General features: G+C 70.4%; 14 protein-coding genes and 4 pseudogenes. 11 read left to right on the top strand and 7 right to left on the bottom strand.

Features of this window, described 5'->3' with window-relative positions; genetic code table 11:
• On the bottom strand, positions 1-203 hold a 203-nt coding region (locus KYY02_RS32340; RefSeq protein WP_371244354.1), incomplete at its 3' end, for a helix-turn-helix domain-containing protein.
• Between the two features lie 669 nt (positions 204-872).
• On the opposite strand from KYY02_RS32340, the gene KYY02_RS32335 reads away from it, so the two are divergent.
• On the top strand, positions 873-1184 hold the full coding sequence (locus KYY02_RS32335; RefSeq protein ID WP_371244350.1) for a transposase: 312 nt from the start codon (positions 873-875) through the stop codon (positions 1182-1184).
• A 137-nt stretch (positions 1185-1321) separates the two neighbouring features.
• Positions 1322-1633: pseudogene (locus tag KYY02_RS32330) on the top strand (IS3 family transposase); the annotation flags it as partial.
• Between the two features lie 4 nt (positions 1634-1637).
• On the opposite strand, the pseudogene KYY02_RS32325 reads toward KYY02_RS32330, so the two are convergent.
• Positions 1638-1847, bottom strand: a pseudogene (locus KYY02_RS32325) (IS5 family transposase); the annotation flags it as partial.
• A gap of 125 nt (positions 1848-1972) precedes the next feature.
• On the opposite strand from KYY02_RS32325, the gene KYY02_RS32320 reads away from it, so the two are divergent.
• From KYY02_RS32320 to KYY02_RS32305, 4 genes are all read left to right on the top strand, one after another.
• The gene (locus KYY02_RS32320) at positions 1973-2404 is read left to right on the top strand and encodes a hypothetical protein (protein ID WP_371244352.1); all 432 of its coding nucleotides are present in this window, start codon (positions 1973-1975) and stop codon (positions 2402-2404) included.
• A 20-nt stretch (positions 2405-2424) separates the two neighbouring features.
• Complete coding sequence (locus KYY02_RS32315) at positions 2425-4770, top strand: hypothetical protein (protein WP_371244348.1); 2346 nt, start codon at positions 2425-2427, stop codon at positions 4768-4770.
• 206 nt (positions 4771-4976) lie between these two features.
• Complete coding sequence (locus tag KYY02_RS32310) at positions 4977-5498, top strand: hypothetical protein (RefSeq protein WP_371244346.1); 522 nt, start codon at positions 4977-4979, stop codon at positions 5496-5498.
• Positions 5499-6078: 580 nt separating this feature from the next.
• Complete coding sequence (locus KYY02_RS32305) at positions 6079-6219, top strand: hypothetical protein (protein ID WP_371244344.1); 141 nt, start codon at positions 6079-6081, stop codon at positions 6217-6219.
• A 110-nt stretch (positions 6220-6329) separates the two neighbouring features.
• On the opposite strand, the gene KYY02_RS32300 is transcribed toward KYY02_RS32305, so the two are convergent.
• On the bottom strand, positions 6330-7208 hold the full coding sequence (locus tag KYY02_RS32300; RefSeq protein ID WP_371244342.1) for a helix-turn-helix transcriptional regulator: 879 nt from the start codon (positions 7206-7208) through the stop codon (positions 6330-6332).
• 103 nt (positions 7209-7311) lie between these two features.
• On the opposite strand from KYY02_RS32300, the pseudogene KYY02_RS32295 reads away from it, so the two are divergent.
• Positions 7312-8342: pseudogene (locus KYY02_RS32295) on the top strand (MFS transporter).
• Positions 8343-8877: 535 nt separating this feature from the next.
• Here the strand turns inward: KYY02_RS32295 and KYY02_RS32290 are convergent.
• A complete protein-coding gene (locus tag KYY02_RS32290) occupies positions 8878-10458 on the bottom strand; it encodes a SpoIIE family protein phosphatase (protein ID WP_371244340.1) in 1581 nt (526 codons plus the stop codon).
• Positions 10455-10985, bottom strand: a complete 531-nt coding sequence (locus KYY02_RS32285; RefSeq protein ID WP_371244338.1) for a methanogen output domain 1-containing protein — start codon at positions 10983-10985, stop codon at positions 10455-10457. The genes KYY02_RS32290 and KYY02_RS32285 overlap by 4 nt, the downstream gene beginning before the upstream one ends.
• Positions 10986-11253: 268 nt before the next feature.
• Here KYY02_RS32285 and KYY02_RS32280 point away from each other — a divergent pair, with 268 nt between their 5' ends.
• Entirely contained in the window at positions 11254-11658 is a 405-nt protein-coding gene (locus KYY02_RS32280) for an ATP-binding protein (protein ID WP_371244336.1), read from the top strand.
• Positions 11659-12023: 365 nt separating this feature from the next.
• Positions 12024-13709, top strand: coding sequence for a ribonuclease J (locus KYY02_RS32275; protein WP_371244334.1), 1686 nt, complete (start codon positions 12024-12026; stop codon positions 13707-13709).
• Positions 13710-14306: 597 nt separating this feature from the next.
• On the opposite strand, the gene KYY02_RS32270 is transcribed toward KYY02_RS32275, so the two are convergent.
• The gene (locus tag KYY02_RS32270) at positions 14307-15332 is read right to left on the bottom strand and encodes a cytochrome P450 (protein ID WP_371244332.1); all 1026 of its coding nucleotides are present in this window, start codon (positions 15330-15332) and stop codon (positions 14307-14309) included.
• A 930-nt stretch (positions 15333-16262) separates the two neighbouring features.
• Between KYY02_RS32270 and KYY02_RS32265 the strand changes: the two genes are divergently transcribed.
• Both KYY02_RS32265 and KYY02_RS32260 read left to right on the top strand, forming a co-directional pair.
• Positions 16263-17951, top strand: a complete 1689-nt coding sequence (locus KYY02_RS32265) for a choice-of-anchor P family protein (RefSeq protein ID WP_371244330.1) — start codon at positions 16263-16265, stop codon at positions 17949-17951.
• Positions 17952-18628: 677 nt separating this feature from the next.
• Positions 18629-19189: a hemerythrin domain-containing protein gene (locus tag KYY02_RS32260; RefSeq protein ID WP_371244328.1), complete on the top strand. Its 561-nt coding sequence runs from the start codon at positions 18629-18631 to the stop codon at positions 19187-19189.
• Between the two features lie 564 nt (positions 19190-19753).
• Here KYY02_RS32260 and KYY02_RS32255 read toward each other — a convergent pair.
• Positions 19754-19946 (bottom strand): annotated as a pseudogene (locus KYY02_RS32255) (thiamine pyrophosphate-requiring protein); the annotation flags it as partial.

Here is a 19946-nt window from a genome sequence, read left to right as displayed (position 1 = left end):
AGGGCGATCAGTGCCCCGTCGGCACCGAGTGCGGCGTCGCACAGCCGCGTGAGATCACGGCTGGGTGCCTTGATGCCTCGCTCGACCTTGCTGAGCTGCGCCTTGCTGTAGTGCACGAGACCGGACAGGTCCGTAAGGCTTAGTCCGGCCTCCAGACGCCGCTTCCTCAGTTCTTCACCGAACGGGGTGGACGGATGTGGCACGGGAACCTCCCAAACCCGGTCGTCCGGGCTGAGGCGGTACTGCACGGAAGAATGCGGCACCAACTCCCGGACGGACAAGGCGATCGAAGCTGTTTCCCGTTTCCTTCTCCGACGGCGCAGCGCGGCAAGCCTCGTCAGCAAATTCCGATCACACTGCCCATTTGACGGCGGACCTCTCACACGCACTGGGCGCACCGACGCGGCTCCACCGGCGTGAGGCTCCGTACCGGTGGAGGCGCTACGTACTACGTGGAGGCGTGACGCGCCAGAGTTCCGGTGCCGAACCGACGTGGGGCCGTGACGCTCACCTGACGCTCCGTATGTCCGACGGCCCTCGACCAAGCTTCAAAACCCGCTCTGACCTGCTGCTTTGACGTCTGTGTCCAGGCCGGCATCCTTCCGACGACGCCGCATGTGGATTGCGTAGCGATTTTGGAACCTGCGACGAAGGGCGTCTGACCTGCGGTTTTCTGACTCAGACGTTGGCTCGGCCTGTGTTCCTTCATACAGCGGGTCGAGCGGACGGTTCACAGCTCGCGGTGACCGAGTCGACGCGGCTCGGCTGGAAGGCGTGTTCCGGAAACCGGCTCGCGCCCGGGTTGAGGTTCCCCCGAGATGCGGAGTGTGTTGACAGAGGGTCAGGTGGTTCTCATGAGAGGAACATCGGCCATGGCCGCCCCCAGAAAGTACTCGCTGGAGTTGCGTGAGCGTGCGGTGCGGATGTACCGGGCCTCCGAACCGAAGCCGCAGATCAAGAAGCTGGCCATCGATCTCGGTGTGCATCCCGGGGCCCTGCGCGGCTGGATCCGGCAGGCCGAGGCCGATGCCGACGAGCGCGACGACCGGCTCACCACCGACGAGCGGGCCGAGCTCGCGGCCCTGCGCAAGGAGAACGCCCAGCTCAAGCGGGCCAACGAGATCCTCAAGGCCGCGGCGAGTTTCTTCGCGGCCGGGCTCGACCGGCCACACACGCGCTCGTAGCGTTCATCGACGAGCACCAAGGCCGCTTCGGCGGGGTCGAGCCGATCTGCAGGACACTCACCGAGCACGACTGCAAGATCGCCCCTTCCACCTACTATGCCCACAAGAATCGCCTGGCCGCCCCGTCCGCCCGTACCGTGCGGGACACGGAACTCAAGGAGCTGATCCGGCAGGTCCACACCGACAACTACCGTGTCTACGGGGCCCGGAAGATCTGGCGGGAGCTGAACCGGCAGGGTCACGCGGTGGCCCGTTGTACCGTCGAACGGCTGACGCGCGAGCTGGGCATCGCCGGCGCCGTCCGCGGCAAGGAAATCATCACCACGATTCCGGACCGGCAGGCCGAGCGGGCACCGGACCGGGTGGACCGCGACGTCGTCGCCGACGCGCCGAACCGCTGCTGGGTCGCGGATTTCACACACGTCGCGACCTGGACCGGGGTGGTCTACGTCGCCTTCGTCGTGGACACCTTCTCCCGCCGCATCGTGGGCTGGTCCGCCGCGACGACGAGTGGGCCTTGTCCGCGGCGACCGCGCCAGGCCGGGGGCCGGGGGCGTCCGACGGGCAGACGGAACCGCACCTTGTGCAGCACGGGGACGAACGAGGGCTGCCGGCGGCCGGGCCCGCGGTCGGCACGACCACCAACGGGCGGCGCCTGCGGTCCGGGCCTCGGGGGGATCAACCACCGGTCGCCTCGTGGGCGGGTGATGGCACGACCGACAGGTGATCAGGCCGGTGGCCGTGCGAGTACGGTGGAGTGGCCTGTCCGGATGGACCTGGGGGAATCCATGACGTTCGAGCAAGAATGGGCCGAACTGCGTGCGGTGGCGGCGGCCAAGCGGACTGCCATGCAGATCAACAGCGTTCCGGCCGAAGGCGGCGGAGGTGGTGGCGGGAAGGACCTGGTGGTCAATCGGGACGATCTCGGCGCCATCGGCAACGACGCGTACGACCTGCTGGGACGGCTGGCGAAGGAGGGCGACATCGCCCGTTCCTCCACGTTCGACGCGGCGACGGCGCTGACCAACGGGAACTTCGTGAGCGGTTCGGCCGTGCTGAAGGTGCATGACTTCTGGCAGACCCACCTGAAGACACTGCTGGACGCCTGTGCGCAGATCTCGAACCACCTCGATTACAGCAAGGCCCGGCACGCCAAGGACGAGGCGAAGGTCGAGGGGGAGCTGACGCGGGTGTCCGTGCTCACGGAGTACATGAAGTAGGGCTCGGGGGAGCGCGCAACATGCTGGAGTACCAGGACATTATCGACGCCCCGGTGGCGAAACTGAAGGCCGCCGCCGACGACTGGTCGGAAATGGCGGGGAAGCTGGACAAGCTCGCCACCGACGCCGTCGACGGGATGAAGACCAAGGCGGACAAGGCAGCCTGGGAGGGTGTCAACGCAGGGGTCACCAAGGCGTTCATCGGCAAGACGGCCAAGGAGTTCGCGGACGCCGCGGCCGAGGCCAAGGGTGTGAAGCGGATCCTGGAAGAGGGCTACGCGGCCATCAAGAAGGCCAGGGACGACCTGGTCGACATCCGGGACCACGAGGGGCCCGCGGCCGGTATCCGCGTGGACGGCAACGGCAAGGTCACGGCGCGGAACCCGTTGTCCCAGAACCAGGCGGCGCGGCACGACCCCGACTACGGGGAGCTCCTGCGGGAGGAGAGACGGAACATCGAGTCGTGGCAGAAGCGGATCGACCTCATCGTCGACAACTGCAACGACACCGACCTCGCCCTCAAGAACACCCTCGAGGCCAACGTCACCGACCGCAAGGACTTCAGCGCTCCGACGTACACGAAGCTGGACCAGGAGGAGGCCGCCCGCGCCGCCGCCCTGACGGCCAAGGGCCAAGACATCACACACAAGGAACTCCAGCAGCTCAACGAGCTGCTGAAGGACAACAGCTCGTCGGTGGAGTTCTCCAGGAACTTCTACGAGAAGCTCGGCCCCGAGAAGTCGCTGGCGTTCTTCGGCCAGCTCTCCACGGACACGTACGAGTACGGCAAGGTCGACGCGGAGCGCCTCAAGGACGTCCAGGAGCTCCAGAAGAACCTCGGCCTCAACCTGGCCACCGCCTCCCACGACAAGGCGTTCACCGACAAGTGGGGTCCGGAGTTCCGCAAGTTGGGTACGGAGCACATTCCGCTGGCCAAGCACGACTACGGCGGGCCGTTCGGGTACCAGCTGCTCGGCGGGATCATGCGGTACGGGAACTACGACGCGAAGTTCCTCAACCCGATCGCCGAGCACGTGGCACAGCTGCACCAGAAGGACCCGGGCATGTTCGCCGGCAACAAGACGGCGCACAGTCCGCTCAGGAACCCGTTCAACCCCTCCGGCGTGAACGGGGCCGGCTACGACCCGGCCACCGCCATGCTGGAAGCGCTCGGCAACAGCCCGGAAGCGGCGAAGAAGTTCTTCGCCGACCCCCCGACCGCCTACAACGAGGACGGCACGGTCGACCGCGGTGCCACGGCCGACCTCGGCAAGGACGGGGACGGCGAGGCGATCGACAACTACCTCGACTTCTTCGGCAACGAGAAGTGGGAGTCCTTCGCCGACGTCAACTCGCTCGACCAGAGGGAGCTCAGGGCGTCGCTCGACCAGATGCCCGACGCCCTCGGCCACGCCCTGGAGGCGGCGACCCTCGGCTACCCGGCCGGGCACCCGGACGCCGGCGTGGTGCGGGACGCGGACAACGCCGCGGTCATGCAGCAGGTCATGGAGAAGTACGGCGCGGACCCGGCTCTGCTCAAGAAGCACGAGGTGATGGCCGACAGCCTGGGCGTCATGGGCGCCGGCTACATCGACGACATCAACTGGGCGTTGACCAAGAACGATCCGGACAGCGTGTTCGCACCGGGCAGGAACCCGGAGGGGCACATCGACTTCGCGGACACCGCGGACGGGAACGGGCGGAGCGTCGTCCGGGGCTTCCTCAGCACCCTGGGCCAGCACCCGGACGCCTACGCGACGGTCTCGGCCGCGGAGCAGGTCTACACCCGCAGCGTGCTGGAAGGGACCGTGGGCCCGGACGGAAGGATCAGCGAGGGAGCTGCCAGGGCGACCGTACGCGTGGGCGCCGAGGTGCAGGGCATGCTCGATCAGTCCCGGGCCGACCAGGTGGAGGCGACGAACCTCAAGACCCACGAGGACTACGAGAAGGCGGTCGCCGAGCGGGCGGGCTGGATCGAGTTCGGGGCCACGGCGGGCATCGCGGCGGGCGTCGCCTTCCTGCCCGCGACCGCGGCCGTGGGTACGGCGGCGGTGCTCGTCCCGCTGGCGACCGACACCCTCAGTGGCGCTGCCGAACAGGTCGTAGGACAGTTGATCGGCGATATCTCGGACAAATCGGTGGGGGAGCACAAGGGGAAGGTGGAGGACCTCACCGATGATGAGAAAGACAAGATTTACTTCGCCGGTGAGAGCATGGCCGAGGCCCCGATGGAGGAGTTCCTGCGGCAACACGGTGTGGGCAAGGACAGCGTGTTCAAGCAAGACCTACGCGAATCGATGCTGATCGGCTACGGGGTCGGCAACGACCGGGAGAACCAGCAGGGGAACGACCCGGAGACCGGCTGAGGACGACGGACGGCCGAGAATACGTAAGGATGCGGACAGTGATCAGTCGTAGGTCGGTACGCAGGGGACTCCTCGCTGCGGCCGTGGTCGGCTCGTTGTTTCTCGGGGCCACGGGTTGCGGAGGGGACGGAGAGGTGGGCGAAACTCCGAAGACTCCGAAGGATTACAAGGTCGTTGCGGGGACACGACTCTGTGGTGGCAAGGCTATGTCCGCCGACGCGTCCAAGGCACTGAAGGTGATCACGGGGTCGTCGCGGTTCGAGGCGTCGGCAGAGGAGTACACCGTCGCGCAGGCCGCGGCGGACCTTGTCGACGCGTTCTTGGATCCCAGGGTGTATCGCGGGGACGTCTGCCGTGTCTACACGCCCATCGACACGCCGGATTTCGATCTCAGAATCACCTGGGACCTGGAAGACAGCGCCCCGACGGGCGCCTCGGCCCCGGAGTTCACCGTGCTGAAGATGGGGGAGCGGGCCGTGGCGGCGGCGGACAAGGCGTACGTCTTTTTCGCTTGTAGAAGCGACAAGTTGGCCGGCTCGTCGAGCGCGGCCCACATTGTCATCGGCGTGGAGCATCGGGATGTGTGGACGGAGCCCGAGGGTGACGTCGAAGCGTTGAAGGACGCCTACGCGACCGTGGCCCACTCCGTCTCGCTGGCCATGGCCAAGGAACTGCGCTGTGAGGAGAACGGCGGGCTCCCCGCGCGGGCCGTGCTGGATCCCGCGTAGCCGCCGGCGTATGAGGAAAGGGTCATCATCAGGTGGCCCTCCCTGTCCGGAGGAGGGGCCGTCTGCCGTATGCGGTGCGCCGCGGACGGGCGGTGCACGGACTTCGTCTCCAGGGAGGCTCCGGCCTTGCGCCCGCCCACGGTTCCGACCCGGCCAGGCTCTCCGTACCGAACGGTGCGAAGGAGCCCTCTCCGGCGAGGACCCGGGCGAGATCTGCGTACCGGTCGCTCACTCCCTCGCCGGCCGGGCCGTGGCGACACTGTTGATGGGAAGGCGCAGCCCCACGCGCATGGCCATGAGACGTGAGGCTCGTTCGACGCTCAGGGTCTTGGGGCGCGTCAGGGCGCTCGGAGCACCGCTTCCGACCTGGGGTTCTGTAGTTTCCCCGACGTTCGACGACAGGGGCCGGGCGCGCGCGTGCCTGGTCCTCACATGCTGTCCGGCTTGCGCATGATCAGGCCGGAACCGGGCGTGGACGCGGACCGGACCATGTGCGTCGGCAGCTCCACGCCCCTCGGACGGTGCCCTTCCTCCGGCGTGGGAGCGGGGCGCCCCGAGCCGGAGGGACGGGCTGTCGGCCATGGCGCTCGAACGAGCTGGACGGCGCGCTCGGCATCTCCTGCTCGGCTCGCTCGCCGCGTTCTTCTTCCGGTTCCACCGCCCCGGCGCGGCGGGCATGCTCGACACCCCCTGTCCCCGCCGGGTCCGTCCGACGGCCTGAGCACGCGGGGCACGTCCCCCGCGTACAGCCGCCCCGCCGCTTCTTCCGCACGGAGGCACCCCCCGCCCCCCTCGCGGGCGTCCCCGGAAGGAACGCGGGCGGTTCCAGGGTCACCCGGCCCGTACGGCCGTCGACTCCGGCTCGTCACCCCGGCCGCTTTGCTGGTTCAGCACGCGCAGCGCGTCCGCGGAGGTCGCGTCGTTGGGGGTGTAGATCTCGACGCGGTGGTCGGGGCTGTCGGGCTGGAGCCACACCTGGTAGTCCACGCTCACCGCCCCGACGGTGGGGTGCTGCAGGTGCATGGTCCCCGTCGTGCAGTCGGAGACGTCCCCCGTCGCCCACATCGTGCCGAAGTCCGGGCTGCTCATCAGGAGTTCGCCGATCAGTCCGGCGAGCCGGGCGTCCGTGGGGTAGCGGCCCGCGGTGAGGCGCAGATAGGCGACGTGGACCGTGGCGAGATCCGGCCAGTTGCGGTACATGTCGCGGGTGTGCGGGTCGAGGAAGAACATCCTGGGGATCGACGGACGCCCCTCCGGATCTCGTGGCGCCTCGAAGGGGATGTGCTCGGCGACCAGCGCGTGCCCGGTGCGGTTCCACGCGAGGACGTCGCCGCGCCTGCCGAGCACCACCGCGGGCGTGGTCTCGCCCAGTGACTTCAGGAGGGTCAGTACCCGCGGGTGGGGCTCCTCGCGGGGCGGTTCTCCCAGACCGGGCCTCACCGACTGCCGGGCGAGGTTGTGCAGGTGGACGGTCTCCACCTGGTCGAGCCGGAGCACCCGGGCGAGCGCGTCGAGCACCTGCTCGGAGGCGGTCTCGGCCTGCCCCTGCTCCAGACGCGTGTAGTACCCCGCGCTCACTCCCGCGAGTTGGGCGAGCTCTTCCCGTCTGAGACCGGGGACCCGGCGGGAGGTTCCGTAGGTCAGCAGGCCGATCTCGGCCGGAGTGACCCGGTCACGACGGCTCTTCAGGAACGTTCCGAGGCTCTCCATGTGGACGAGCGTAGGGCGCTCGCCCGGTCCGCGGGTGTACCTGTCGGGTGTACCCACACCATGGGGATGGTTGTCGGTCACACCGTGCCCGAGTGTCGGCACCATGACTCAGCAGCATGTGAACGACGCACCCGGACCGCGGGCCTGGCTCGGGCTCGTGGTGGTCCTCGGCCCGGTCCTCCTCGTCTCCATGGACGGGTCGATCCTGTTCCTGGCGATGCCCCGGATCAGTCAGGACCTCTCGCCCACCGCCGACCAGGCGCTGTGGATCCTGGACGTCTACGGCTTCGCCGTCGGCTCCCTGCTGGTCGCCTTCGGCAGCATCGGCGACCGCTACGGCCGGGCCAACGGCACCTCGACAATCCGCTGATCGACTTCTCCCTCTTCCGCGACCGGGTCTTCACCATCGCCGTCATCACGGGCCTGCTGCCCCTGGCCGCATGGTCGGCGACGGCGTACCTGTCCGGCATCTACCTCCAGTCCGTACTGGACCTGAGCGTCCTGCACGCGGCGCTCCTGGCCCTCCCGGGCGCGGCGGCCCTCACCGTCTCCTGCGTCGTCACACCGGCCGTCGTCGAACGCATCGGCAAGCGGTCCGCACTCCTCATCTGCCACTTCTCCATCGCGGGAGGCCTGTTGCTGCTGCTCCCCACCACGGTCACCGGCGGGATCGGTTGGTACGTCGCCTCGACGGTGATCGCCGGCCTGGGATACGGCATCTCCTTCGCCGTCGTCGCGGACACCGCCGTCGTCGCGGACACCGCGGTCGGCGCGGTCCCCGCGGAGCGGGCGGGTTCGGCCGGCGCGATCGCCGAGACCAGCAACGAGATCGGCAACGCCCTCGGCATCGCGATCCTCGGCTCGCTCGCCGCGCTGCTCTTCCGCCTCCAGGGCCCGGACCTCGCCCCCACCCTCGACGAGACCCTCCAACTGCCCTCCCTGCTCCCCTCCGTGATCCAGGACGCGAAGTCCGCGTTCGTCACCGGACTGCACGTCGTCGTGGTCGCGGCGAGCCTTCTGCACGCCGCCCTCGGAACACTCGCCCTGCGCCGGCTCCCCGCGTCGGCGCAGGAGGAGCAGACTACCGAGGTCCGCGAGGAGCTCGCCGAGGAGCGCATGGCGAGCAGGCCGTAGCGGGACGGGGCCGACGAGAGGGGCCGACGACGCGTCGCCGCCGGGACGGGCCGGCCGGATCCGGTTCGGAAGGCCCGTCCTCGTCAGCGGGGCCGCCCCACGCGCCCCGGCCGTCGTCATGTCCAAGTGCGGGCCCTCGCCGGTCCCCTGGCCGGACAGGCCCTCCCCGGCCAGGGCAAGCACCTCGCACCCGTGCGGAGCAGAGCCTCCACCGGTCCCGGAGCGGTTCAGTTCACCGACTGGAACGAGAACCCCCGCCCCTTCATCTGACCAGGACCGCCGAGATCCTCGAACGCCTCGCCGGACATCTGAACCGGATCAAAGACTCATGCCACCAGCCCGTGCCCGGGGAGTCCGCCGGCTTGACCGGGTGCACCCTGTGGTGGGACAGCACCGGAAGGTTCAGGCCGGCGGCCCGGGCACTGTGTCGCCGGTGACGAAACACCCTGGTCCTGCCGGGGCGTCCGGCCTGCCGAGGGCGAGGAGCCGCCGCAGCCCTCGGTGCCCGTGCGGCCTGCGCCGGGTGGAGGGCCGGTCAGGCCGGCGGGAGGAAGCGGACGGCGAGCAGGGCCCGGTCGTCGGGGAACGCCGCCTCGGGCTGGTGGTGCAGGAACCGGTCGCACAGCTCGGTGATGGTCAGGCCGCTGGTGGTACGGGCGCACGCGGTCAGCCGTTCCATTCCTATGGCGAGGTCTTCGCGCCGGCGTTCGATCAGCCCGTCGGTGTACAGCAGCAGGGTGTCCTCCTCGGTCACGGTGGTGTCGACCTGTCGGTAGCGGACGTCCCGGACGGGTCCGAGAGGGGGTGAGACGACACGGTCCAGGTAATCGCTGGTGCCGTCGGCGTGGATGAGCAGCGGCGGCGGATGGCCCGCCCTTGAGTAGGCCAGGGCGCGTGTCCGGCGGTTGAAGACCAGGTAGCAGGCGGTGGCCATGAGGTCCGAATGGTAGCGGCCCAGGAAGGTGTTGAGTTCGTCCAGGACAGCGGTGGGGTCGGTGCCGCAGCGCGGCACGATGTTGCGCAGCGCTGCGGTGATCTGTGCCATGACGGTCGCCTCGTGCAGGCCGTGGCCGGCGACGTCGCCGATGCTCAGGCCGATGTGATCGGCGTCCACGTCGTAGACGTCGTACCAGTCGCCGCCGACCGAGAGCAGGTCACTGCCCGGGGCGTAGCAGGTGGCCGTCTCCAGACCGGGGAGGCGCGGCAGCTGGGGCAGCAGACTGAGCTGCAGGCGTTCGGCGACCCGGTGCTCGTGCTCGTGCAGCCCCGCCCGGCGCAGGGCCTGGGCGATCTGCTGGGTCACCGCCGTCACGTGCTCGGGAGCGGTGGAGCTGTGCGAGCCGTACACGATCAGCATGCCCAGCCGGACGCCGTCCGCTTCCAGCGACAGCGCGAGCGGAACCGCGTCCGAGGCTCCCTCGGGGGACGAGCCGTCCGGGGGAGACGGCCGGTCCAGGTCGGTCCAGCCCTCCACGTCGGCCGGAGGACCGTTGTCCTTCGGCTGCAGAGGGGGCACCAGCCGAGCCGAGTGCAGATAGAGCTCCGCCGCGGTGGCCCCCAGGGCGGCCGGCGCCACCTCGCTGACGACTCGGGAAACCTCCGCGAGGGTGATCGCGCCGGCCAGGGCGGCGGTCAGGTCGTACAGGTGCTGCAACTGGGCACGGGCGGCCTGTTCGGCGCTCAGCAGCCGAGCCCGGTCCACTTCGGTGACCCGGCGGAAGGCGACTTCCCGGTTCAGCGCTTCCACCTGCTGGCTGAGCACGACGAACTGGTCGGACCTCCCGGTCTCGACGAGATGCAGTTGCAGAGCCGGCTGGGGGCCGTCCCACCAGGTGGCCCGCGCCCCGTGACAGCGCAGGCGTCGCATGCGGCCGTCGGCGTCCTTGATGACCAGCGCGCCGGGCAGGGGGTTGCCGCTGCGCAGCCACACGGTCAGCTGCCGGCGCAGCCCCGATGTGTCGTCGGGCCGTAGATCGAACACGCTGGCGCCCGGGCGCAGCCGGTCGTCACAGCGGACGGCCGCCGGGTTGGCGGCCAGCACGCGGCCGTCGGCCCCGCAGAGCAGCACCGGATGGGGCAGCGGTTTGGTGATGGCCCGGAAGAGGCCAAGGCTCATGGAGCCACAGCCGGGTCACCGAAGTACTCACGGCCGCTCACCGCCTCGATGTCCAGGTCGGGTACCAGGTGCACCACCACGCGGCAGCCCGCGTCGCCGCGTGCGATGGTCTCCTCCAGCTCCACCCGCGCATAGCCCAGATTGCGGGCGGCGACGGTGCCGAAGACGTTGGACGTCATCATGCACATCGACTCCCGGCCCACCACCTTCTCGGCGAACGGGCAGACCCGGTTGCCCAGCACGATCCTCTTCTCGTCGTGCTCGATGACGTGGAAGTCACCGTTGATGCGGCGCTTGAGGTCCACGAGCGCCTGGGCGACCTGCTCACCTGTGAGCCGGTCGGTTCCCAGCGCCTTGAGGTACATCTCGTCGATCTGCGTGCCGACGGCCTGCCCCACGAGGCTGACGTAGCCGGACGCCTCCTCCAGGCCGATCACCGACTCCAGTGACGTCGCCAGCTCACGCACCAGAGTCCGCAGGAACACATCACGGTCCAGTGGGATCTCCACGTCCGAGACCTGTTCCATGCCGGCTCCCTCACCCTCGGGCCACGGTGGCAGCGCGACCGGCGCGGCCTCGTTCCGTGTGACGGGATCCGATTCTGCCAGCCTCCCCCGGCCCGCCACCACCAGCCCCGTCGACCTTCCGGCGGACGACCCTTCACAGGATCTCCCGGTCACCCGGTGGACACGGAGGGTTCACCGGGCAGGCATGGGCAACCCGACGGGCGGCCGGCCCGGGTTGCGCACAGCGCCGGTCGGTGGCGGCGCAGGGCGACCAGGCTGGAGGAACCTCGTGAACGGCGGACCGACCATCTCGTCCTGCGAGTCGCGTTTCCCCGCGGTCACGGCGAGCATCACGGCCGCCCGGCACTGGGCCCGCGACTGCATGGAGGGTTTCGGCGGCCCGCTGAGCCGGCACCGGGTGATCCAGACCGCCGAACTGCTCGTCTCGGAACTGATCACCAACGCCATCCGGCACGGCTCCGGCCCGCCCCTGATCCGGCTCACCTGGAACAGCCGGCTGCTGCGCATCGCGGTCAGCGATCACAGCGACCGCTGGCCGAGCGTCCGTGCCACCAGGAACACCGAGCCCGGCGGCTTCGGTATGCAGCTGCTCGAACGACTCGCCCAACGCTGGGGAGTCACCCCGGGCCACCCCGGCAAAACGGTCTGGGCCGAACTCGGCCCCGACCCCTGAGCGCGCCCTGCCTTCCAGGCGTGGGGCAGCATCGTCGCCCCTACGGGAGGGCTCCGGCCCGGGGCGCTCCCGGCGTACTTCGCGCACGGTGCCGACAGCGCCCGGGTTCTGCTGGGCGCCAGGCGGGCCGGCACCGAGGCGCACCGGGAGGCCGGCCACCACGACAAGGGGTACCGGATCCTCGCCGGCACACCGGTCGTACGGCTCACCCACGGAAGGCGGTGCCGTCCTCACCGGTCCCTGTCCCGGCCACCGGTGTGATCCGGTCGATCCCGGGTACCCGTGGTGGTGCCCCGACCTCTTCCGGAGAAGAGATCACACAGGCGATGGATCACCCCACCCCACTCCCCGGGTAACGTCAAGGTATGAGTCATCCGCACCCCGAGCTGAAAGCCGCCCCGCCGCTGCCCGACGGAGGGCTGAGGATCACCGCCCTGGGCGGCCTCGGTGAGATCGGCCGCAACATGACCGTCTTCGAGCACGCGGGCAAGCTGCTCATCGTCGACTGCGGCGTACTGTTCCCCGAGGAGACCCAGCCCGGCGTGGACGTGATCCTGCCGGACTTCACCTCGATCCGGGACCGGCTGGACGATGTCGTGGCCGTGGTGCTCACCCACGGCCACGAGGACCACATCGGCGGCGTGCCGTACCTGTTGCGCGAGCGCAGGGACATCCCGGTCGTCGGCTCCAAGCTGACGCTGGCGTTCCTGGAGGCCAAGCTCAAGGAGCACGGCATCCGGCCCCGCACGGTGCGGGTGCGGGAGGGCGACCGGCGCGGCTTCGGTCCCTTCGACTGCGAGTTCGTGGCGGTCAACCACTCCATCCCGGACAGCCTCGCGGTCGCGATCCGCACCGGTGCCGGGATGGTGCTGCACACCGGCGACTTCAAGATGGACCAGTTCCCCCTCGACGACCGCATCACCGATCTGCGCGCCTTCGCCCGCCTCGGCGAGGAGGGCGTGGACCTGTTCCTCACCGACTCCACCAACGCCGAGGTGCCCGGCTTCACCACCTCCGAGCGTGAGCTGAACCCGGCGATCGAGCAGGTGATGCGCACCGCGCCGCGCCGGGTCATCGTCTCCAGCTTCGCCAGCCACGTGCACCGCATCCAGCAGGTCCTGGACGCCGCCCACCAGCACGGCCGCAAGGTCGCCTTCGTCGGCCGGTCGATGGTGCGCAACATGGGCATCGCCCGCGACCTGGGCTATCTGAAGGTCCCCTCCGGTCTGGTCGTGAGCACGAAGGAGCTGGAGAAGCTCCCGGACCACAAGATCACTCTGGTGTGCACCGGCTCCCAGGGCGAACCGATGGCCGCGCTGTCGCGGATGGCCAACCGCGACCACCAGATCCGCATCGGCGAGGGCGACACCGTCCTGCTCGCCAGCTCCCTCATCCCCGGCAACGAGAACGCCATCTACCGGGTGATCAACGGACTCATCCGGTGGGGCGCCCACGTCGTCCACAAGGGCAACGCCAAGGTGCACGTCTCCGGGCACGCCAGCGCCGGCGAACTCGTCTACTGCTACAACATCGTCAAACCCCGCAACGTCATGCCCGTGCACGGCGAATGGCGTCACCTGCGGGCCAACGCGGACCTGGCGATCCGTACCGGCGTGGACCCCGACCGGGTCGTCATCGCCGAGGACGGCGTCGTCGTCGACCTCGTCGACGGCCGCGCGTCCATCAGCGGCAAGGTCCCCGCGGGCAACGTCTACGTGGACGGCATGGAGGTCGGCGGCGCCACCGAGGCGTCCCTCAAGGACCGCCTCACCCTCGCCGAGGAGGGCGTCGTCACCGTCGTGGCCCTCGTGGACGCCGACACCGGTGCGCTGACCGAGCCTCCCGACTTCCTGGCCCGCGGCTTCGTGCACGACGAGACCACCTTCGAGCCGGTCGTCCCCGTCATCGAGAAGACCCTGGCCCGGGCGGCGGAGGAAGGCGTCGGGGACGCGCACCAGCTCGAACAGCTCCTCGCCCGCGCCGTGGCGAACTGGGCGTTCCGCACCCACCGCCGCAAGCCCCTCGTCATCCCCGTCATCATCGACGCCTGAGCCACAGCCCGGCAGCAGGACCGATCCCACCGGCCGGCTTCCGTGACGCCGAAAGGCGCACGGACGAGCCCGCGCCGCGAAGGGACCGACCGACTCCGGGCCCCGCCGGGGAGCCTCGGCCCTCCGGCGTCGCGGCGCCGGGCCCGGACGCCGACGTCCGGGCCCGGCGACACGCCCACGCCTCCGGTGCCGGTCACCGCGCCCTTGTCGGGAGCGTCGACGGTGCCGGCCTCGGCAGTGGCGTCGTACGCGCGCATCCGCGTCGTGCGGACCTGCCGCCCTGCCGCCCTGCCGCCCGCGGACCGGCCGGCGGTGCGCCGGACCGGACGGTGACCGGATCCCCTCGTCGGCGCCTCCGACGGGCACCCCCGGGCTCGATGACACCACCCAGGTCATCGGCTTCGACAGGGGACGACAGTCATGCCGGGCCCGGAAGCCGGCGGCCCCTTGCGGGACCGCGAAGAACATGACCGTGAGAGTCCTTCTGCGGCCCGGGGCGGGGCGCTGCCGGGCTCGGCGCTCGGGGTCACGCGGAGGGCGCGTCTTCCCGAACGGCCCTTCGACGGTCACCGGAGGGGCCCGCGGGAACTCTTCGGCTCAGTCCCGCCGATCCGCCTGTGCCCTTGCGGTGAGGCGGGTCCAGCCCGCCGGCGGAGCCAGGAGCGTGCGGACGTGAGGTTTTCGCCTCCGGAGCCGTACGGTCCCCCGGTAGTCACGCAGGGCGAGGTAGCCGAGGTGCTCGAGAGCCTGGACCGCGAATCCGTTCGCCGGGCACATCTCCCTCCCCTTCCCGAAGGGAAGGTAGGACCGCTTCTGATCGCGCGTCGGTCTCTCCCAACGCGTGGGACGGAAGTCCAGTGGCCGGTCCCACACGGTCGCCGCCCGGTGGAGCGCGTGGGTGCCGATCAGGATGTGCTCGCCCGCCCGCACCGGAACGCCGGCTATCTCGTGATCAGTGGCGGCCACCCTGGCCAGCCGCCATGCCGTCGGACAGAGACGTAGCGCCTCCTTGACCAGCGGACGGACGTGTTCCGGTCGTAACGCCGGATCGTTGTACCCGTGCTGAACGCCGAGCAGCACCACCCATTCGAGGGTCACGCCGGTGAAGCCGACGGTGGCGAGGACGAGCCGCTGCAGCAGCTGCGCGCGATCCGCGAGGGAGAGCCCCCCGGGCAGGCGCATCACCAGGTCGACGAGGTCCTGGGCGTCGGCACGCTGTGCGGGCAGCCGTGCCAGCTGCTCGGCGAATCCGGCCCGGATGCCGGGCACGGAGCGGTGGGCGCGCCTCACCGCGTGACCGACGATGTCGTCGGCGACGATGCTCGAGGTCAGGTAGGCGTCGACGAGCGAGTTGATGTCGCTGTGCCGCTGGTGTGCTATCACCGGCGCGAAGTACCGCCGAACCACTTGGACCCCCCAGCGCTGGTGCCGCAGGCGGCCGCGTCCGTCACCCGCCTCGCGGAGGGCGGAGTCGACGTCGAACGACGAGCGAAGATCGTGACGGGCCAGGATGCCGAGCAGTCCGTGTGACGCCTCCGCTCGTAGCGTCCGGGGCAGAGGCGTCGGTCCCAGACGGAAGAACCCGGACTGCGGCGCGTACTTGTCGGCCGAATCGACCAGCACGTCCCGGGCCGCTTCCGCATCGGCGACGAACAGGGTCCCGAAGCGGAGCCTGAACGGGCCGTGGGCGTCCGCCGCCAGGCTCTCCCACCTTCGAAGGTGATGCCAAAGGCTCTGCCTGTCCAGGAACACGAAGTCCTCCGCAATCCGGGGGGAAGGGGCGCGCGGCTGCGGCTGCGCACCCCTCCCCGTACGACGGGACGTCTACGCTTCGCGTCCGTACCTGTCGCCGTACGCGTCGTGGCGAGCGCGCATCTCACCGATGAGTACCTGAGCACACCTCGTGACCCACGCCATTGCCGTCCTCCTGTGACGCAGCGCTTCGCGTCAGTCCTGCTGCCCGTATCCGATGAAGTAGCCGTGCCAGCGTGCGCGCATCTCACCGCTGAACGCACGAAGGCCGGTGGTGATCCAGGACATGATGGTGCTCCTCCCGATCGGTGATCCCCGCTGTCCGGCCGGCTTGCGCCTCTCGGCCCGCCACCGTACGTCACAGCGCGCGATCAGCCCGGTGACATGAACTCGGTCGGCCGGAGCCCACCGCTTGCGCCATGACGCTACACACCCGGCGGAACCGGGTGAACCGGTGAAACCGGCCAGAGCGGCGGCGTCGAGGGGCGTGCCGGAGCGTGGACGCTCGCGCGCCGGATTGTGCACCCTGCGCTTGTGCGTGCGCCCCTGCGGCGGTGCTCGAACAGTTCCAGACTGTCCCGACCGCAGACATGCTCCGGTACACCGATGGCGAAGGTGTGCCCGATTCCGGGCAGGCCATGGATCCGGCATCTCCCTGGAGACGGCATCCGCCGGTCATGGAGAGGGCCGGCCACGCGACGAAGGGACACACAGATGTACAGGCGATTACCGTCAAGAAGAGCTGCGACCGGAAGCGGGCCGCGCGGACGCGCACTGCACGGCACCGGCTTCGTAGCCGTCATGGCCCTGGCCGTGGGAGCGGTTCTCACGGGCCCGGCCACCGTCGCCCAGGCGCGGGAGACGGCGCCGGGCAGTCCCGGCGTCCCGCAAGCGCCCGCTGTGGTGTTCGAAGAGGACTTCGAGCACGAGCAGGACGCTGTCCCTCGGCTGATCACCGATTACACCGGAGGACCCCCGCTTTCCCAGACGTACACCGCCGACCCGGCGTGGCTGACCGGATGCAACGGGTGGATCGTCTCTCCCCTCAACCCCGACAGCGGCCCGCCCGGAAGCGGTTGCGGCCCGTTCTGGGGGCCGCTGGAGTCCATGGCAAGCGCACTCGGGCAGTGGTCCGGTGAGGACCCGGCCACCAACCACGCCGTCGCTGCCTACACCGAGGGCGATCCGGGGGCCGGCAAGGTCGAGCTGGAGACGGTGAGGCCCATCCCGCTCGAGGGGGAGAACCGGTTCCTGACCTTCTCGGTCGACGCGGCCGCACGCAACTGCTTCGCCGCGCACCCACTGCTGGAGTTCCACCTGCTCGACGGCGGCACCGCGATCCCGACGTTCACCACGCCGATCAACCCCTGCACCGACCCGGACCACGTCATCAACGGCACCTCGGTGGGCACCTACGCCGGGAACAGCGCCGTGCTGTTCTCCGGCCCCTCAGCGGGTATCCGGCTGATCAACGCGCAGGCCAGTGGCGCAGGCAACGACGGGGCCTTCGACAACGTCCGGCTCCTGGACGCCACCCCCCAGCTCGACATCGCCTTCAGCCCCGCGTCCCTGCCCGCCGGAGCGGACAGCACCCTCACCCTCACCGTCACCAACACCAGCGAGAAGGCAGCCAAGAACGGCTGGTCGTTCACCGAGCGGCTGCCCCCCGGCCTGGTGGTGTCCGACCCGTCCACCGCCACGACCACCTGCGGTGCCGGCACCGTCACCATCTCCCCGGACAACGACAGGCTCACCGCCACCGGAAACCTCGCGGCCGGGCAGGACGCCTGCACCGTCCAGGTCGAAGTGACCTCGGCCCGCGGCGCCTCGTACACCCTCTGCGCGGCAGCCACCACCGAACGCGTCGGCATCAAAGCGCCGGGCTGCGCCACCGTCACCTTCGGTTCTCTGCTGATGGACGCGCACGCGTACAGCGCCGAGGTCGACGCCGTCATCGACGCGGTGCCGCCCATCGCGCCGTCCGACGTCACCTGCACGCAGGAACCGGGGACCGACACCGCCGATCTGCTCAACGCCCCGCTGGGCTCGCTCGGCTCCCTCGGAGTCGTCCGGACGTCGGCAGAGGGAACCGTCGGCACCAACGGCGTCCGCACCGCCACGGCGAAAGCCACGACCGCACAGGTGAACCTGCTGGGCGGAACGATCTCCGCGAAGGAGATCACCGCCACCGCCACCGCCACCGGCGGTGTGACGCCCGACGGTATCGGGCCGGTGTCCACCAGCGGCAGCTCCGTCCTGACCGACACGAAGGTGGCCGGCATCAGGATCACCGCGCATCCCGCCCCGAACACCGGTGTCACCATCCCTCTCGTCGGCTCCGTGATCCTCAACGAACAGAAGCCGTACGGCGACGGCAAGGGCATCGTCGTCAACGCCCTGCACGTCGAACTGCTGACCGGTGTCCACATCATCGTCAGCGGCACCAGGGCCTCACTCACTCCCACACCGGGCCCCTGCCCCCACCCCTGACACGCCTGAGCGGGTGACCCGCGCCGCCTGGAACGCGTCCGCCCCCTGCTCGCCGAGGGCCACGACACCACGGGCACCGCCCCGGCCCTGTCCCTCCCGCACGGGCGCCACCCGGACCTGACCGGGCCCGCGGCCGGCCGCGGAGATCCCGCTCCTGGTCGACCCGGCGACTCTCCACGGGCCGGGTGGCCACCGCTCCCGTCGTGATGACGACGGCGAACCCGGCGGCGCGGTGGGGCGCGCCCGCGCACAGCAGTGGCGCGCCGCGGGTTGTCGGACGCGGCCGGTCCAGGACGGCAGCGGCGATGCCGATGTCGATGAACAGTCGGCCGGACCGCCAGCGCTCGTCGAGTCCGTCGGCGGGCGCGCGGTCGGCGGGCGTGCTGTGCCCTGTCCACCGGAGACCTGTGGAGGAGGTCGACGACGGAACCCCGCGGGAGTCCGGCGCGGACGCGCTGGGCGCGTCCGCTGATGTCGACGTCCTCCGCATACGGCTTGCCAGGGGTTCCCCGTCGGGAAGCGGCACCCGGCCGCCCGTGCGGCCCCACGCGGCGGCTCCGATGCGCCGAATGCCTCCCCGGCTTGCGGGCGCGGGGCCGGGGATACACGGTCGAGGCGTTCCGGTCGACGCACAGTGACCGGCACACGGCGATCAGCGCAGAGGAAAGGGAGCAGCCATGGGGCACGGCGGGGATGTCATCGCGGAACTGACCACCGATCACCGCGAGGTCGAAGAGCTGTTCGGGAAGATCGAGGCCCTGCCGCCGGGGCACGAGCAGCGCAGGAAGCACGCCGACCAGGCCGTGATCGAGCTGGTGCGGCACTCGGTCGCCGAGGAGATGCACCTCTACCCGGCCGTGCGCGCGTTCCTGCCGGACGGTGACACGCTCGCCGACAAGGAGCTCGAGGACCACGCCGAGGCCGAGCGGACGATGAAGGCGCTCGAGGGCGTCGACGCCGGCGACGCGGAGTTCGACCGGCTCATCGGCGCGCTGATGACCGAGATCCGCTCGCACATCCGGGACGAGGAGGGCAACCTCTTTCCCCGGCTGAGGTCGGCGGCCTCCGAGGACGAGCTGATGAAGCTGGGCGACAAGGTCCGCCAGGCCAAGAGGACCGCTCCCACCCGGCCGCACCCGGCGGCCCCGGACACGCCGCCGGCCAACAAGCTGCTGGCCCCCGGCGCGGGCATGGTGGACCGGGTCAGGGACGCCCTGACGGGGCGCGGCAAGGACTGACGGTCGTACGGCGTCCACCCCGGCGCCGCGTTCGTCGACGGGCCGTCAGTCCCCCGGTGGAGTGTCGTCCACGGAACCGGCCGATCCGCTCCTTCCCGTCGTCAGGCGCCCGCAGGCGCCGGCCGACGTCAGGGGGTTCTGGAGCGGGACCTGCGACACGGGCGGACGGCGAGGTCCGGTTGACGCGGGCACGCGTGTGGCGTGCTCGACGGACGGCTGCGGCCACCGGCGGGTTCCGGTCGGGGTGGCCGTCCCGCGAACGGTGGGGGCGGCTGTCGAGGCGGTGACGGTCCGCCGGGAACACGGAGCACCGCCGCCGTCCCGTGACGGTGGCACGGGTCCGGCCGGCCAGCGCTGCACCATCGCGGTGACGCAGCACGGGAGCACGCTGGAAGACGTACGGCAACCGTCTGCTGCCGGTGGCCTCGGCCGGCACCGGGGCCGTCGCGTCCCGGGGCAGGGCCGCGTCACCGTCGGCGGGTCCGTGAGGCCCGGTGCGCGGAGACGGCCAAACGCTCCACGGCGGGTCCGTCGTGGAGCGTCCGGCCCGGGGCGCCGCCCGGGTCACCTGTTCCCTTCGGCGCTGTCGTGCTTGCCGGTGCCGGGGCGGTCGTCGCGGTGGCGGCTGCCGGGCAGCATCTCCTGGATCTTGGCCTTGAGCCCCTGCTTCACCATGGAGCCGCGGTCGCTGTCCCCCTTGAGGATCGCGGTGGCCGCGGCTTCGATCTGGTCCGGCTCCGCGTGCGGCGGGATGGGC

This window comes from Streptomyces pimonensis, from assembly GCF_041380215.1.
In the GTDB taxonomy this organism is placed as follows: domain Bacteria; phylum Actinomycetota; class Actinomycetes; order Streptomycetales; family Streptomycetaceae; genus Streptomyces; species Streptomyces pimonensis.
This window is presented reverse-complemented; position numbering and strand designations above follow the sequence as displayed.